Annotated in this window: 15 protein-coding genes and 1 pseudogene; 13 read left to right on the top strand and 3 right to left on the bottom strand. The window is 55.0% G+C overall.

The features are described 5' to 3' along the window. The first annotated feature begins 150 nt into the window (after nucleotides 1-150). The 8 genes from FEE96_RS22600 to ureG all read left to right on the top strand — a co-directional run bounded on the left by FEE96_RS22600 (nucleotide 151) and on the right by ureG (nucleotide 5,374). Complete coding sequence (locus FEE96_RS22600) at nucleotides 151-1,032, top strand: urease accessory protein UreD (RefSeq protein ID WP_246079574.1); 882 nt, start codon at nucleotides 151-153, stop codon at nucleotides 1,030-1,032. A 1-nt stretch (nucleotide 1,033) separates the two neighbouring features. Beyond that, the gene (locus tag FEE96_RS22595; protein WP_138165397.1) at nucleotides 1,034-1,336 is read left to right on the top strand and encodes an urease subunit gamma; all 303 of its coding nucleotides are present in this window, start codon (nucleotides 1,034-1,036) and stop codon (nucleotides 1,334-1,336) included. Between the two features lie 10 nt (nucleotides 1,337-1,346). Continuing rightward, the gene (locus FEE96_RS23630) at nucleotides 1,347-1,517 is read left to right on the top strand and encodes a hypothetical protein (protein WP_171021796.1); all 171 of its coding nucleotides are present in this window, start codon (nucleotides 1,347-1,349) and stop codon (nucleotides 1,515-1,517) included. Further along, nucleotides 1,514-1,819 carry an urease subunit beta gene (locus FEE96_RS22590; protein WP_138165396.1) on the top strand — a complete coding sequence of 102 codons (306 nt, stop codon included), beginning with the start codon at nucleotides 1,514-1,516 and terminating at the stop codon, nucleotides 1,817-1,819. Before FEE96_RS23630 ends, FEE96_RS22590 begins: the two co-directional genes overlap by 4 nt. 78 nt (nucleotides 1,820-1,897) lie before the next feature. Further along, nucleotides 1,898-3,607: an urease subunit alpha gene (gene ureC / locus FEE96_RS22585; protein ID WP_138165395.1), complete on the top strand. Its 1,710-nt coding sequence runs from the start codon at nucleotides 1,898-1,900 to the stop codon at nucleotides 3,605-3,607. Nucleotides 3,608-3,664: 57 nt separating this feature from the next. Continuing rightward, entirely contained in the window at nucleotides 3,665-4,120 is a 456-nt protein-coding gene (locus FEE96_RS22580; protein ID WP_138165394.1) for an urease accessory protein UreE, read from the top strand. Next, nucleotides 4,110-4,757 carry an urease accessory protein UreF gene (locus FEE96_RS22575; RefSeq protein WP_138165393.1) on the top strand — a complete coding sequence of 216 codons (648 nt, stop codon included), beginning with the start codon at nucleotides 4,110-4,112 and terminating at the stop codon, nucleotides 4,755-4,757. Before FEE96_RS22580 ends, FEE96_RS22575 begins: the two co-directional genes overlap by 11 nt. Next, a complete protein-coding gene (gene ureG / locus FEE96_RS22570; protein WP_138165392.1) occupies nucleotides 4,754-5,374 on the top strand; it encodes an urease accessory protein UreG in 621 nt (206 codons plus the stop codon). The genes FEE96_RS22575 and ureG overlap by 4 nt, the downstream gene beginning before the upstream one ends. Before the next feature lie 40 nt (nucleotides 5,375-5,414). On the opposite strand, the pseudogene FEE96_RS22565 reads toward ureG, so the two are convergent. Then, nucleotides 5,415-6,011 (bottom strand): annotated as a pseudogene (locus FEE96_RS22565) (IS6 family transposase); the annotation flags it as partial. A 277-nt stretch (nucleotides 6,012-6,288) separates the two neighbouring features. Here FEE96_RS22565 and repA point away from each other — a divergent pair. The 3 genes from repA (at nucleotide 6,289) to repC (ending at nucleotide 9,794) form a co-directional block, all read left to right on the top strand. Next, nucleotides 6,289-7,479, top strand: coding sequence for a plasmid partitioning protein RepA (gene repA, locus FEE96_RS22560; RefSeq protein WP_138165391.1), 1,191 nt, complete (start codon nucleotides 6,289-6,291; stop codon nucleotides 7,477-7,479). After that, entirely contained in the window at nucleotides 7,469-8,401 is a 933-nt protein-coding gene (gene repB, locus FEE96_RS22555) for a plasmid partitioning protein RepB (protein WP_138165390.1), read from the top strand. The genes repA and repB overlap by 11 nt, the downstream gene beginning before the upstream one ends. A gap of 181 nt (nucleotides 8,402-8,582) precedes the next feature. Continuing rightward, complete coding sequence (gene repC, locus FEE96_RS22550) at nucleotides 8,583-9,794, top strand: plasmid replication protein RepC (RefSeq protein ID WP_138165389.1); 1,212 nt, start codon at nucleotides 8,583-8,585, stop codon at nucleotides 9,792-9,794. Between the two features lie 644 nt (nucleotides 9,795-10,438). On the opposite strand, the gene FEE96_RS22545 is transcribed toward repC, so the two are convergent. Next, complete coding sequence (locus FEE96_RS22545) at nucleotides 10,439-11,041, bottom strand: hypothetical protein (protein WP_138165388.1); 603 nt, start codon at nucleotides 11,039-11,041, stop codon at nucleotides 10,439-10,441. Further along, nucleotides 11,038-11,796, bottom strand: coding sequence for a ParA family protein (locus FEE96_RS22540; RefSeq protein WP_171021794.1), 759 nt, complete (start codon nucleotides 11,794-11,796; stop codon nucleotides 11,038-11,040). Before FEE96_RS22540 ends, FEE96_RS22545 begins: the two co-directional genes overlap by 4 nt. Before the next feature lie 470 nt (nucleotides 11,797-12,266). Here FEE96_RS22540 and FEE96_RS22535 point away from each other — a divergent pair, with 470 nt between their 5' ends. Continuing rightward, nucleotides 12,267-12,860 carry a hypothetical protein gene (locus FEE96_RS22535; protein WP_138165386.1) on the top strand — a complete coding sequence of 198 codons (594 nt, stop codon included), beginning with the start codon at nucleotides 12,267-12,269 and terminating at the stop codon, nucleotides 12,858-12,860. Nucleotides 12,861-12,933: 73 nt separating this feature from the next. Continuing rightward, nucleotides 12,934-14,901 (top strand): relaxase/mobilization nuclease domain-containing protein, encoded by a 1,968-nt coding sequence (locus tag FEE96_RS22530; protein WP_246079571.1) that lies wholly within the window; start codon nucleotides 12,934-12,936, stop codon nucleotides 14,899-14,901. Nucleotides 14,902-14,904: the final 3 nt, after the last annotated feature.

The following is a 14,904-nucleotide window of genomic DNA, read 5'->3' as shown; positions in this document are numbered from 1 at the left end:
ATGATTGGCAACTGCGGCACCCCTTAATTTCTGGGCAAAAATTACAAATGATCAATTTCTAGGCGAATAATTGCAGGTGCGCCCAATTATTACCCACCCGCCTTTTGTGCCCCAGCTTACACTGCCGGTTTTCTAGTTATCGCTACCTTGATGTGCTCCATATTCTGTCGAGAACAGGGTATCGAGGAAACCGGCATCACCATTCGCCAAGACATAAACGCTGCAACAGCAGAGGCTGCGCAACCCCGTGCCATTGGGGCTATGCGAGTTGTTGGGCATCTCAAAAGCGGCAAATCTTGCCTAGCAAATCTGCGCCAGTCTGGTGCGCTTAAACTACTGTTCCCGCGCAGGGTTTCCGGCCTTGAGGCCGTAATGATAAATACTGCGGGTGGCATAACCGGCGGTGACCGTTTCTCCATTTCGGTAGAGGCTGTAGGCAACTGTCATATGACCCTAACCACCCAAGCCGCAGAGCGGGTATATCGCGCGCAGCCAGGACAGACTGGTCGGATGGACACCCGCCTGCGTGTTGGCACCGGTGCGCGCCTGAACTGGATGCCGCAAGAAACCATTCTGTATAACCATTGTTCCTTCCAACGCCATCTCACCGCAAATCTGGCCAAAGATGCCACGTTGCTGGTGGTCGAACCGCTGGTATTTGGCCGAATTGCCATGGGCGAAGTGCTAAGTAACGCACGGTTCAACGATTGTATCGACATACGTCGCAATGGACAGCGTCTCTATTACGATGCGGTTCGGCTGCACGGGGACATTACAGCCAAACTGTCCCGCCCCGCCGTGGCCAATGGCGCAAATGCCATGGCCAACCTGATATTCACTGCTCCGGATGCAGGGCGTCACCTGACGTTCTTACGTGACGCCTTGCCTGACACCGGAGGTGTGTCGCTGATTGGCGATGACCTGCTGGTGTTACGTATGCTCGCCAAAGACAGCTTTGTCCTGCGCAAGTCCCTTTTACCCATTCTTGACCGGCTCACTGACAACGGTCTGCCGCTGTGCTGGAGACTCTGATATGAACCTGACCCCCCGCGAGAAAGACAAACTGCTGATTGCCATGGCCGCCGAGATCGCGCGCAAGCGGTTGGCCCGTGGCGTCAAACTGAACTACCCCGAGGCGATTGCTCTGATCACCGACGCCGTTGTCGAAGGCGCCCGGGATGGCCGATCCGTTGCCGACATGATGGAAGCCGGAGCCGAGATCATCTCGGTCGAGCAATGCATGGAGGGCATCGCCGAGATGATCCCCGAAGTGCAGGTCGAGGCCACATTCCCGGACGGCACCAAACTTGTCACCGTTCACAACCCCATTCGATAAGGACATTCCGATGAAAACTCTGATATTTCTACCGTTGATCGCTTTTGCCTCCCCTGCCCTGGCCCACAGTGGCGCCCATATCCACCCGCATGAAGCCAGCAGCTGGTTGCCGGTTGTGCTGGGCCTGACAGCCATCGCTGGTGCCGCCGCGCTAGCCTATGCGCGCAGCAGCCGCAAATGATCCCTGGAGAGTTGTTTCCAGCCGCGGGCGATATGGTACTGAACGACGGAACCAAGGCGGTGACGCTGATGGTTGCCAATACCGGCGATCGTCCGGTGCAGGTTGGCAGCCATTACCATTTTGCCGAAAGCAACTCGGCACTTGAGTTCGACCGGACCGTGGCACATGGCCTGCGGCTCGACATTGCCGCCGGAACAGCGGTGCGGTTCGAGCCGGGACAACGGCGCGAGGTGAACCTGGTCCCTATTTCCGGGGACCGGCGGATCTATGGGTTCAATCAAAAAGTGATGGGGAACCTGTAACTTACCGTCGCTACCAGCCGAACCATCCTCAAAAAATCCGCAAGACACCACCGTATCCGACGCATTGGAGGCCACAAGATGCCAGCCACAATCAAACGCTCCGACTATGCCGCAATGTATGGCCCCACAACGGGCGACCGTCTGCGTCTGGCCGATACCGATCTGATTATCGAGGTCGAGCGCGATCTGACCACCTATGGCGAAGAAGTCAAATTCGGTGGTGGCAAAGTAATTCGCGACGGAATGGGCCAGTCGCAAGTCACCCGCGCCGATGGGGCGGTGGATACGGTAATCACCAACGCGATGATTATTGATCACTCAGGTATCTTCAAGGCTGATGTGGGTCTGAAGGACGGGCGCATTGCCAAACTGGGTAAAGCAGGCAACCCTGACACCCAACCTGGCGTAAACATCATCATCGGCCCGGGCACCGAAATCATCGCCGGTGAAGGCAAAATTCTGACGGCGGGCGGTTTCGATAGCCATATCCATTTCATCTGCCCCCAACAGATCGAGGACGCGCTGCACTCAGGCCTGACCACCATGCTGGGTGGCGGCACCGGCCCGGCGCATGGTACCCTAGCCACCACCTGCACCCCTGGCCCCTGGCATATCGGGCGCATGTTGCAGTCAGCCGATGCTTTTCCGATGAACCTGGCCTTTGCGGGTAAGGGCAACGCCAGCTTACCCTTTGCGCTGGAAGAGCAGGTAAAAGGCGGTGCCTGTGCGCTGAAATTGCACGAAGACTGGGGCACCACCCCTGCGACCATAGATTGTTGCCTTGGTGTCGCCGACGCCATGGACGTTCAGGTGATGATCCACACAGACACACTGAATGAGTCCGGTTTTGTCGAACACACTGTCAACGCCATGAAGGGCCGCACCATTCACGCCTTCCATACCGAAGGTGCCGGCGGCGGTCATGCGCCTGATATCATCAAGATCTGTGGCGAAGAGCATGTCCTCCCGTCCTCCACTAACCCAACGCGGCCCTTTACCGTCAACACACTGGAAGAACATCTGGATATGCTGATGGTCTGTCACCATCTGGACAAATCCATCCCCGAAGATGTCGCCTTTGCCGAGAGCCGGATCCGGCGCGAGACCATTGCCGCAGAGGATATTCTGCACGATATGGGCGCCTTTTCGATCATCGCGTCGGACAGTCAGGCAATGGGCCGTGTCGGCGAGGTGCTGATCCGAACCTGGCAGACCGCCGACAAAATGAAGAAACAGCGCGGGCGTTTGGTAGAAGAAACCGGCGAGAACGATAACTTCCGGGTACGCCGCTACATTGCCAAATACACCATCAACCCGGCCATTGCCCATGGCATCAGCCATGAAATCGGCAGCATAACCGAAGGCAAGCGCGCCGATCTGGTGCTGTGGAGCCCGGCGTTCTTTGGCGTGAAGCCCGAGATGGTCCTTATGTCGGGCAGCATTGTCTGTGCGCAGATGGGCGATCCAAATGCCTCGATCCCAACACCGCAACCTGTCTACACCCGCCCGATGTTTGGCGCTTATGGCCGGTCACTGGAAAACAATGCGGTTACATTCGTATCTGAGGCGGCACAGGCAGACGGTATTCGTGAAAAACTGGGTCTGGCCAAACAGACCGTGGCGGTGCGCAACACTCGCAACATCGGCAAGTCGGATCTGATCCTGAACAATGCCACGCCCGAAATGGACGTGAATCCCGAAACCTATGAAGTGCGCGCCGACGGTGAGCTTTTGACCTGCCAACCAGCTGAGGTCCTACCGATGGCCCAACGCTACTTCCTGTTTTAAGAGGCGAAATATGCAAAGAACTCATTACGATATCTGCCCTTCCCATAGGGCGCTGCCATGAGCGCTCCGTCGATGACCTGCCGCGCCTATCACAGCCATGCCCATGACACAGCCCCGGTTGATCGGGTGGTGCTTGATTACGATGCCCGATTTATGCGCCGTAAGGTACTAACCACCGAGGCTGGTCAAAAACTGCTGGTCGATCTGCCCCAAACCACATCACTGGACCACAAGGGCGTGCTGCTGTTGGACAGCGGTGGCGAGATCGAAGTGGTCGCCGCATCGGAAAAGCTGTTGCAGATCACCGGCGATGACATGACCCAGTTGGCCTGGCACATTGGCAACCGCCACACCCCCTGCCAGATCGAACCCACCCGCCTACTAATCCAGAATGATCATGTGATCCGCGACATGTTGAAACTATTGGGCGCCGAGCTTTGCGACGTGACCGAGACCTTTACCCCGGTTGGAGGCGCCTATGGTCACGGGCGCACTCATTCCCATGCTCACTGATCCCGACCTGACCCGGCTTCAGCAATGGCTGTCTCCGTCCTACCCGATCGGGGCCTTCGCCTATTCGCACGGCCTTGAGACCGCAATCGAGACTGGTGCAATCATCAGCAGTGCTGACCTACGGATGTGGTTGATTGACCTGCTAACAAATGGTGCCGGTTACAGTGATCCAATCCTACTGGTCGCCGCCTATCGCAGTGAAGACGCCAAAGTTTTGCAGGACATCGACCAACAGGCGCGGGCCTTTGCCCCCTCCAAAGAGCGTCTGGCCGAGACAGCTCTGCAAGGTGCTGCCTTTTGCCAGACCACCTCGGCGATTTCAGGCCATGACATCCCAGATCTGACTTATCCGGTTGGCCTTGGCTATGCAGTGCAGCTACATGATCTACCGCTGGATGTGACCATGCATATGTACCTGCATGCCTTTGTCTCCAACCTTGTCGCAGCCGCGCAGCGGTTGATGCCAGTTGGGCAAGTCGAAGGGCAACGCATTCTGACAGAACTGGCACCATTGATTGCCCAAGTGGCACAAGACGCACTGACATCAGATCTCACCCACCTCAGCGGCTCCTGCTTCCTGGCCGACGTCGCATCAATGCAACACGAAACTCAATACTCAAGGATGTTTCGCTCATGAGCACTTTTAATGGCCCCTTGCGGATAGGTATCGGCGGCCCCGTCGGCGCTGGCAAAACCACCCTGACCGCCGCCCTTGCGCGCAGTTTGTCCAGAACCCACTCCATTGGAGTCATCACCAATGACATCTATACACAGGAAGACGCCGAAGCGCTGATGCGGATGCAGGTGTTGCCGCGGGATCGCGTCATCGGTGTCGAAACAGGGGGCTGTCCACATACTGCCATTCGCGAAGATGCCTCGATCAACCTCGCCGCAATTGCTGAAATGCAAACCAGACATTCCGACCTTGAAATTGTCCTGATCGAAAGCGGTGGTGACAACCTGTCAGCCACCTTCAGCCCCGAACTAGCCGATGTGACCATCTATGTCATCGACGTAGCCGCAGGTGAGGAAATCCCCCGCAAGGGAGGCCCGGCAATCACCCGTTCTGACCTGCTGGTCATCAACAAAACCGATCTGGCCCCCTATGTCGGGGCCTCGCTCGAGGTGATGGACCGGGATGCAAAGCGAATGCGTGGCGACGGGCCGTTCTTCTTAGCCAGCCTTAAACACAACCAAGGGGTCCCGGATATTATCGCTCAACTTGCTGAGGTTGGTGGATTTTCCATTACCTAAGGGACTGTTGCATTAACCAGTCTAAGATTGTGAAGTGTTTTTTGAGGCTCTGTCGCAAAGTTTTCAATCCGCTGAAGCCAAGTATTGGCCGGGTGATCCGCTTGATGAAACGATGGTCCTGCTCGACGATATTGTTGAGGTATTTGGATTGAACGATGTTGATGATACGGCCAGTTCCCGTAAATTTGAGAATGACGTTCAGCTTTTGAAGACCAGCTAAATTGGCCCCGCTTTTGTCGATGGCAATACGGTCCGGGATACCGTTTGAGCCAACTGCTCGTTTGAAGAACCTTCGTGCGGCGGCGGTGTCGCGCCGCTCTGACAACATGAAATCAAGGGTTTGCCCGTCACGATCAACTGCGCGGTACAGATACGTCCATTTCCCTCGAACCTTGATATACGTCTCGTCCATCCGCCAGGAGATAGCGGTCGGCTTTTTTCTGGCTTGGGCGTTTGCCGCAATCGTTGGCGAGAACTTTACCACCCAGCGGTTTAACGTAGCGTGGTCGACTTCCACCCCGCGTTCGGTCATGATTTCCTCCAAATCTCGGTAAGAAACTGCATATCGGACGTAGAAGAACACGGCGTACAGGATCACCGACTTTGGGTAATGGATTCCTTTGAAATCAATCGTCACGGTGGTTGCTCGCCTTCAAATTTCGAGACCTTCGGCTAACATAATTCCGCCGTCCACCCCAACAGCCAAAACTATGCGACAGAACCCCGAGTGGCGCATGATTTTGCAAACGCCCCGGCTCTGTTGATGATAGACCCTTGGTTAGTGTCTTCCGATTGTTTTCCCACAATATGCTGAAATTGCTTGCGGGAATCGCGTTATTCTTCCATTAATATACGGAATATGTGGAATAACACGATGGAAACCGTAACAAACGGTTCCGACCAAAGGCCAGAGCATGACCCAACAGATCTCCCGTATCGACCAGCTCGTCGGGCAACACGCTATGAAGTTATCTGAGCGTTTACAGGCACATAGAGCAGAACTGTTTCCGCCAGATGCCCGCAAGGAGTTGCGTCGTTTTACCTCTGGAGAGGCTGCAGAGTTACTTGGTGTTAAGGATGCATACCTGCGAAAACTGCATCTCGATGGCAAAGGACCCTCGCCCGAGATTCGCAGCAACGGACGCCGTTTCTATTCGCCGGCCGAAGTTCAGGCCCTGCGTGAATTGCTGGAAGCGGGTGCCAAAACACCCGGCACCTACCTGCCAGGACGAAGTGAAGGCGACCATCTGCAAGTGATCACTGTGATCAATTTCAAAGGTGGATCTGGTAAGACAACAACCGCCGCCCATCTGGCGCAAAAAATGGCCTTGGATGGTTATCGGGTTCTGGCAGTCGATTTGGATCCACAGGCTAGCCTGTCCGCTCTGCACGGCTTTCAGCCTGAATTCGACCTGCTCGACGGCGGCACACTGTACGATGCCATTCGCTACGATAATCCGGTGCCCTTATCGCAGGTGATACAAAACACCTATTTCACCAATCTGGACCTGATTCCGGGCAATCTGGACCTGATGGAGTTTGAACACGATACCCCCCGCGCGCTCATGCAACCAGATGGTAGTTTGTTTTTCACCAGAATAGGCGAAGCGCTGGCTTCGGTTGAACACGATTATGATGTGGTGGTGATAGATTGTCCGCCTCAGCTTGGCTTTTTGACCATGTCAGCGCTGTCAGCAGCAACGGCGGTTTTGGTCACAGTGCATCCTCAAATGCTGGACGTGATGTCAATGTGTCAGTTTCTGCTGATGGTGTCGAATTTGCTCGGCGTGGTGTCCGAAGCCGGCGGCGACATGTCTTATGATTGGCTCCGCTATGTTGTCACACGGTACGAGCCTGGCGACGGGCCGCAGAATCAGATGGTCAGTTTCATGCGTTCGATGTTCGGTGATCATGTGCTTAATCACCCGGTGCTAAAATCCACCGCCATTTCGGATGCCGGTCTGACCAAACAGACACTTTATGAAGTGGAAAAGAACCAGTTCACCCGCTCAACTTATGAGCGCGCAATGGAAAGTCTGAACGCCGTCAACGGCGAGATCGAGGCCCTGGTTCAATCAGCATGGGGACGTAACAATGGCGCGTAAAAACTTGCTCAAGGGCCTGATCGAAGGAACCACCGAAGCCGCCCCGCCTGTCGGCGAACAAAGGCAGCGTGTGGACAGTGCCAAGCCACGCTATACCACCGGGGCAATTGGCGCGGTCAATCAATCGATTGCCGCACTGAAAAGCCGTTCGGTTGCAGATATTGACGCGCGAATGATCGACACTGCCGGAATGCAAGACCGTCTGGATACGGCGGATGATGATCTGCATATGCTGACCCAGTCAATCCGGGATTACGGCCAACAGGTGCCGGTATTGCTGCGCCCCAATCCCAATGACCCAGAACGCTATCAGGTGGTCTATGGCCGCCGCCGTGTCGCCGCGCTCAGGACCCTGGGATTGCCGGTCAAGGCGTTGGTTCGGGTTCTGGATGATCGGGCACTGGTGATTGCCCAGGGTCAGGAAAACGCGGCCCGCAAAGATCTCAGCTTTATTGAAAAAGCCAACTTTGCCCGCCAGATGCGCGATGGCGGCTATGACCGCAAGGTCATTTGTGACGCGCTACACATGGATAAGACTTTGATATCGCGCATGCTTTCGGTAACAGATCGCATTCCAGTGGATTTAATCGAGGCAATCGGAGCCGCCCCCACTGTTGGGCGGGACCGCTGGCTAAAGCTGGCAGATAAAATCAACGGTCGCGATCTTCTCGCCGCCGCACAGGGCGCAAGCTCTGAGGCCCGGTTTGATGCCGCGATGGCAGCACTGGTCACACCGCGGCACACTGCCCCACCGGCACGGAGCCATACCCTGGATAGCGGGACCGAATTAGCCAAATCCGCACGCAAGGGCGGCAAGACCGTTCTAACCCTACACAGCAAGGCCGCGCCGGGCTTTGATGATTGGCTGGTTGAAAACCTCAACCAACTGCATCGTAACTGGCTCGATGGCCGTGACAACTAAATTCTTAACAAAAACAACAACAGGAGGACACCTCAGACAGAGCCAATAAAAAGCCCCCCGAAATGGATTCCGAGAGGCCTTTAGTTCGTGTTTTTGCACTTCCGAACATAGAGGATCGAGTTGACAGCTGTCAACAGGCGCCGAGTTTGGCGGGCAAGAAAGTTTTGTCATGTGATCGAATATGGAGCAATTAACAACGACGCCCTTTGGGCAGCGGCCAATGACGATTGGCCTAATCAAGCAAGCTACTGATGCCCTACACTCCGCAGACATCCCACATTGTGATAAATGGCAACTGTTTCGGGCCCTGTGCACCGCACGCCTGCATTATGGCCTCAGTGACCGTGATCTGACGGTGCTAAACGCATTGCTCAGCTTTCACAAAGGCGCCAATCTCAGCGGCAATACCAATCTGGTGGTTTTCCCCTCCAACAACGCCCTGTCCGAGCGCGCCCATGGCATGGCCGAGAGCACCCTTCGCCGTCATCTGGCGGCTTTGGTGCACGCCGGAGTGATTAGCCGCCACGACAGCCCCAACGGCAAACGCTATGCCTCTCGCAACCGCGACGGCCAGATTACCCGTGCCTTTGGCCTTGATCTACATCCGCTGCTGCGCCAGGCCCGCCAGATCACCGAGGCAGCAGCCGTAGTCCAGGCCGAAGCAGCGGAGCTGAAGCAACTGCGCGAGAATCTGTCTTTAATGAAACGCGATGCCAGCAAACTAGCTGAATATGGGGTCGAGGTCGGCGTTCAAGCCCCCTGGGACGCTGTGCAACAAGAGCTGTCTGTCATTACCAAGTTCAAGCGCCGCAAACTCGACATTTATGCCCTTGATCAGCTTGGGGATAAGTTGCGGGCACTCCTGTATCGCATCCGGAAATATCTATCGATGACAGAAAATATGAGCGGCAGTGACATCGAAAATGGGCGGCACTATCAGAGTTCAAATAAAGACTCTAAAGAATCTGAACCAGTCATAGAAACAACCGCATCTGCTAATGAGCTGTCCAACACCCCTACCCTGTCCCAAAAACAGAACCCTTTGGAAGCCCAAGAAACAACCCATACCAGCCTTCCCTTGGGCTTAGTGCTCAAAGCCTGCCCTGCCCTGATCCCCTATGCGACAGAGCAGATAAGACATTGGCATCAACTAATCGGATTAATGACAACGGTCCGCGGCTTTATGGGCATCACACAGGATGCCTGGGACGATGCCAAGCGTGTTATGGGCGCTGAAGCTGCAGCAATCACTGTCGCGGCAATTTTACAGCGCATCGACGACATTCGGTCTCCCGGAGGTTACCTACGATTTTTGACCCAAAAGTCAGCTGCCGGAGGATTTTCACCAGGCCCGATGATTATGGCCCTCTTGTCCCCAATTAGGCAGGCTTGACCAATGTTGACAGCTGTCAACTCCATGGATCCCTTTGTTAGGGGAGCATGCATCACAAAGAGGCGCAAGTTTTTTAAAAAATCGACAACAACAATTGGCACAGATGTAGGGCTCTGATGTGACGACAGTCCAATACACTGGTTGTCAGCGTCTATGTCGAGACGTTGACAGACGTTCAGGCAAAATGTGGTTAGCCGGATGCATCTTAGCTGAGTAACAAATCGGTGCCAAAAAATAAGGAACATTCCCCTCTATGCCAAAGACAATAAACACCCTGCACCAAACTTGGCGATCCGCTCAACTCTACATCTGCTTTCACCGAGACCAGAAAGGCGAGCGACGGAACGCTCCTAAAGTCTGGCCACCGAAGAACGCCAATGCGATTATTCACAATGACCCACATGAGCAAGAAACCTTTGTTGTGGTTAAAAGTGCGCAAGGGGAACCAGCTCAAGACTTGCGAATCAAACTACGGCCCGACAAGGTTGTTCTACGTGGCGATTATCCAGATGCTTAGAACGGCATTCTTGTGTCTGAGCATTCAGTCTCCGTTCCCGTGGCGGGTATAACCTTTCGCATCAATCAATATGGCTCGATCACTTGGGAAAGCGAAGGCGCAGTAAACTGGAGCGACCCAATGAGCTTCACAGATCATCCCTGGTTGCCGCTTGCATTGCATCACAAAGCGCCCTGCCCTCCTCCTGAAACAGCCCTACCAAAATCGGTTTGCACGCTTCTCTGGCAACCCCAAGATCAAACGGGTCGAACCAATGATTTAGGTTCCGTGCCATATCTCCGGTAAATACCGCCGCATATCTAATAGACAGCCCACCCGGAGCTGGATCCGGAACTACAGGCTTTGTGCTTCCGCAGGCCAAGGATTTGAACCGTACTGCTGCCTTATTACGAAGTCCCTTTAGCAGCAGCTCCACCGGCTGGTCATGTGCATCAGCCAAACGCTGAATTCGCTCTGACAGCACATTGCCCAGGTTCAAGCGATAGTTGATCTGAATTGGCCTAGTGGACTGGAGACCCCGCGGCTTGGAAGCCGACTGGTAAACTGTCGGCTTCTTCTGAGACGGGTCATGTTTGTCGGTAAACTGACCGTGGGGTTCAACCGCCGTAATGTTGGGTACCGCTGCTGCCACTACACCATTGCTCGCGGGTTTGCCATCGTCAGCGGCGTCCCGTTTCGCATAGGCATCATCAACACCCGTCAGGATCAGGCGATGTTTATCCCGCTTCATTCTTTTGTCCTCAGTGCAATGTCCATACATGCTGTCAGAAACGCGTCTGCTTCATTGAGGGCCTTCATCATGTGTTTGGGGTTCTTGGCAAAGGCTGGAGATGTTTCATTCTGTCGGGCCAAAACACGGCCCAACAGACCTTGTCGATCCATTGTCTTGTAAGCTTCTCGTTCTTGCAGCACAGCAGGAAGGATCTGCAGGACCTCTTCTGGATGATCTACGTCGATGCCAACAAGTGGGTTGGAATGGATTGTGCGAATGAGTTCAGCGTCTCCTTTTGAAGCCGTTGAGGACAATCTGTTGAGCGCTACACTGAACGCTGGCAAGAGGGCAGGGTTGCTTGCGCGATCCCGCATGCGGAACAGGTAATTTGCAGTTCCAACTGCGGTCTCTAGATCCGACTGCGACAGCAAGATGGGGCATAAGATCAGATCAGCCAGAATGGCAAAGGTATCGTGATCCCGGCTGGCATCCCCGGCGGTATCGATCACCAGAAGGTCAACGTCACCTTCGTCCTCAATTTCCTCGACGATCTCTGCAACCTCACCTGCATCAATTGTTTGATAGGCATCGATGCCGGAGGACCAGAGGCCAGCTGCAGCAGCCCGTATGGCCCAGTTGGCGAGATTGCCAGTCTGATCCGCGTCAATGAAGGCGCAGCGCAGTCCTTTGGTATCCGCGGCGCTCAAGAGTACTCGTGCAGCGGTGGATTTTCCGGCGCCGCCTTTTTGGTTCATCAGCGTGATGGTTTGCACTTTGGTATCCTGTACTTGTGGTGACTGGCACATCGCCAATCGTCGTATTGGCGTGTAACCGAATGGCCGATTGGCTTCTATTGTCCGACCGTCTGTGGTTTTGGCAGCATGTCGTTTTGTTGACCGGGCAGTCTGTTGAACTGTCAGAGTGGCAGCCTGTTAAACCGCACGCAGACGATTTGTCGTTTGAGCGACTGTCGGCCTGTCATTCTGTCATCCCGTTAGTACGGCGGGTGTAAGGCTGTCTCTTTGTCAGGTTTACATGCAGGGAGATGTTATTCTGTTCCTGTGTCATCGTGCGATCTGTCTCACTGTTTCTGTGCGCTTTGTCAGCGTGTTTTTACGGTAGGTAATTTTCAATACATGTCAAAACGGAAAAATGCGCAATATCGATTATTGCGGTTGTGCGAAGCCGTTTGAGAGGCTAGCGAAGGAGGAGAGAGAAGAGTGACGTTGGCAGGATATGCCTAATGTATGCACATTATGTCAGTGGGGTCCTGCGGCGCATGAAGAGATCAAGGCTGACAGTTGAGCAACGCCAGGAGTTGGCTCGGCGCCACGCCGTGGGCGAGGACGTGAATACTCTGTCCAAGGCTTATCAAGTGACTATTCGCCAGGTCTATCGGGTGCTGGCGGATGAAAAGGGCGACACACGGGGCAGGGCCCGGGTGTCGAAGTCTGTGTCGTTCCGGGCGCCGACTGGGGAAATAGACGCGTTTCTTGCCAGTGCGCGCGGCGTTGGCATTACTGGATCCAGCCAAGCGTTTCGGGCACTGGTGCGGATGGCTCTGGGACTGTTTGAGTTGTTTCCGAACCAATTGGAAGACTTCAATCGCTCCGTTTGGCTGATTGGCAAAGAGGGACAGTTGCTCAATCAACTCGCCAAATCAGTTCACAAAGGCAAGCTGCGGCTCACAGATGAGGACCGGATTTTGCTGTCCAAATGTATCGACGTGAACAAACGGCTTTATGATGAGCTGCGGGACATCCTTGATGAGGCCAAGACGCGGCGCGGCTATGCGCTGTCACAGCTGTCCAGAGCAAAAGGGCAGGGGGATGGGTAGGCAGGACCCTTTAAGTCTCTACCACGCAGTTATGGGGGATCTGTGGGAGGAAGAGCACCGAAGGGCGGGAGTGATGCGTGATGGTGCTAAAGAGCGTCAGGCGCGTAGCTATAAAGCGTCAGGGCGCCCATCTGTGCGCAACATCGCCAAGGCCTCTCAGGGATCACGTGCGGCGGTGTTCAAGCGCATTAGGGCAGGGGGCTGCAAGACGCGCCGCTCGCTTGGCAATCAGTTGGACTATGTGAATGACAAGGCAGTGTTCACCTTCTCAGGCCAGGCCAATTCTCTGGATGGCGGTGCCACTCTGTCAGAGGACCAAAAGACCAAGATCTTAGATCAGTGGACGGGGACTTGGCGGGGCAGCTCAAAGCTTGGGTTTACCAGTCATATGCTACTCAGCTTTCCCACGGATGTCTCTGCAGATCAGGTGCACGACATCACCTTGGATTGGTGTGAGCATTTTTTTGAGAGCGGTCACTACGGTGATGAGTGGGATTATGTCGTTGCGGTTCACACCGATCGGGATCACCCGCATGCGCATATTTTGTTGAACAATAGAGGCAAGGATCAAGGGGTGTGGTTCTCATGCTGGGCAGAGGGCGTAATGTCACCCCAGCTCATGCGGGAGAAGCAGGCCGAAATTGCAGAGAATTACGGCGTTGCACTTGATGCGACCACGCGGTTGGAGCGGGGAGTATTTTCCAAGCCTGCGGGCCTGGAAGAGATCTACGCCGCCAAAGCTGAAGGTCGGTCCGCACGTGAAATCGCGTTGAGTGAAGAAGAAGCCTCGATGGCAGAGGCGGCCGTGATCGCCTTTGCAAAAGAATATATGGACGTTGCCGACGTATTGGATCGGGCTGATGCGTCTCATTTGGCTGCAGCTGTGCGCCTTATGGCGGGCTCCCTTGCAGCGGGTAGCGCGTGGACTATTGAACAAGGAGATTTTGATTTGGCTGAGATTAGGACTGTTGGGGAGGCCATTGACTATGCCGAGACCCGCATTGAAGAAATACGAGATCATGCGGAGACCTTGGAACAACCCGAGCGCACCAGTTTTGAGCTGCGGGCAGCACCCGTGATCGCGAGCCTGTCTCAGTTGGTACCTGATCCGGAATTGCGTACAGCCTATAATCAAGAGCTAGCGGAGCCCTATCCGCCGGGATCAGACTTGGAAGGTCTGGGAGGGATACTTGCCGATGCACAAGAAAGCGGCGCGCTTGCTGGGTTCTTGCACGAGGGTCAGGAGCTGGGTCTGGATACGGATGAACTCCTGGCCCGCATGGAAGCGGGTGGCACCAAGAACCATGGGCTGGCTCAGGAGTGGGTTGAGCGGGATCTGACGGCAATCCTGGCCAAGAATGGCATTGAGATTAGCGATGCGTCAGTTGAGCAGATGGATGATGGCGTTGAGACGTTGGATGCGTTCCAGATGCGCCTTGCCAGTGCGCTTGGTGTTGAGATGCAAAGTGCCTTTGCAGATTTGGAGCTTGAAGAGCTGGATGACAATTTGGAGCAAGTACAGGAGGAGGGCGCTCGCCACACCTTGCAGGGCGAGACTGCACGAGAACAGGGTCTTCAGTTGGCCGGTGCCAGGGGCGCAGCCGAATTAGGGGACACAGCCTACGCAACGGGCATTGACGTAACCGATACTGAAGAACCGGCGAACGATTATATTCGTCAGCTGGCGCAGGAGTTGCAGGACGGTGATCTGTCTGACGAACAACAGGAGGTTAAGCAGCGTACTTTGGTGGCCGAGCTACACAAAGAACTTGGTGATGAGGGCATGGCCGAGCTGGATCGCGGCCATTGGCAGGTGTTGGAGGTGGTGCTGCCCAATAAAGTTGATCAGATCAGCGTCACCAAACAATATCTAGAGATTGCCGCAGAGGATCGTGGAGAGCCGGAGTTTGCGGAGATGGCCTCTGATCTAGCCCAGGCCCGTGCCAATGAACGCGCCAAGGAAATCTCGGTTGAGAAGGCGGCTGAGAAATCATCCGAGAGGGCCCGCGACCGGGTTCTTGATGATGATATGGGCCTGTAGGGC

This window comes from Parasedimentitalea maritima, assembly GCF_005771405.1.
GTDB classification, from domain to species: Bacteria; Pseudomonadota; Alphaproteobacteria; order Rhodobacterales; family Rhodobacteraceae; genus Parasedimentitalea; species Parasedimentitalea maritima.
The sequence above is the reverse complement of the archived record's forward strand: the minus strand, read 5'-3'. Positions and strand labels throughout refer to the sequence as shown.

Bases quoted from the DNA above. Each gene is read 5' to 3' on its own strand.
- FEE96_RS23630 (WP_171021796.1), top strand. From the start codon at position 1,347: ATGAAAACTCTGATATTTCTACCGTTGATCGCTTTTGCCTCCCCTGCC.
- repC (WP_138165389.1), top strand. From the start codon at position 8,583: ATGGAGCAATTAACAACGACGCCCTTTGGGCAGCGGCCAATGACGATT.
- FEE96_RS22600 (WP_246079574.1), top strand. From the start codon at position 151: ATGTGCTCCATATTCTGTCGAGAACAGGGTATCGAGGAAACCGGCATC.
- FEE96_RS22545 (WP_138165388.1), bottom strand. From the start codon at position 11,041: ATGAAGCGGGATAAACATCGCCTGATCCTGACGGGTGTTGATGATGCC.
- ureG (WP_138165392.1), top strand. From the start codon at position 4,754: ATGAGCACTTTTAATGGCCCCTTGCGGATAGGTATCGGCGGCCCCGTC.
- FEE96_RS22575 (WP_138165393.1), top strand. From the start codon at position 4,110: ATGCTCACTGATCCCGACCTGACCCGGCTTCAGCAATGGCTGTCTCCG.
- FEE96_RS22595 (WP_138165397.1), top strand. From the start codon at position 1,034: ATGAACCTGACCCCCCGCGAGAAAGACAAACTGCTGATTGCCATGGCC.
- repA (WP_138165391.1), top strand. From the start codon at position 6,289: ATGACCCAACAGATCTCCCGTATCGACCAGCTCGTCGGGCAACACGCT.
- FEE96_RS22590 (WP_138165396.1), top strand. From the start codon at position 1,514: ATGATCCCTGGAGAGTTGTTTCCAGCCGCGGGCGATATGGTACTGAAC.
- repB (WP_138165390.1), top strand. From the start codon at position 7,469: ATGGCGCGTAAAAACTTGCTCAAGGGCCTGATCGAAGGAACCACCGAA.
- FEE96_RS22580 (WP_138165394.1), top strand. From the start codon at position 3,665: ATGAGCGCTCCGTCGATGACCTGCCGCGCCTATCACAGCCATGCCCAT.
- ureC (WP_138165395.1), top strand. From the start codon at position 1,898: ATGCCAGCCACAATCAAACGCTCCGACTATGCCGCAATGTATGGCCCC.
- FEE96_RS22535 (WP_138165386.1), top strand. From the start codon at position 12,267: ATGTATGCACATTATGTCAGTGGGGTCCTGCGGCGCATGAAGAGATCA.
- FEE96_RS22530 (WP_246079571.1), top strand. From the start codon at position 12,934: ATGCGTGATGGTGCTAAAGAGCGTCAGGCGCGTAGCTATAAAGCGTCA.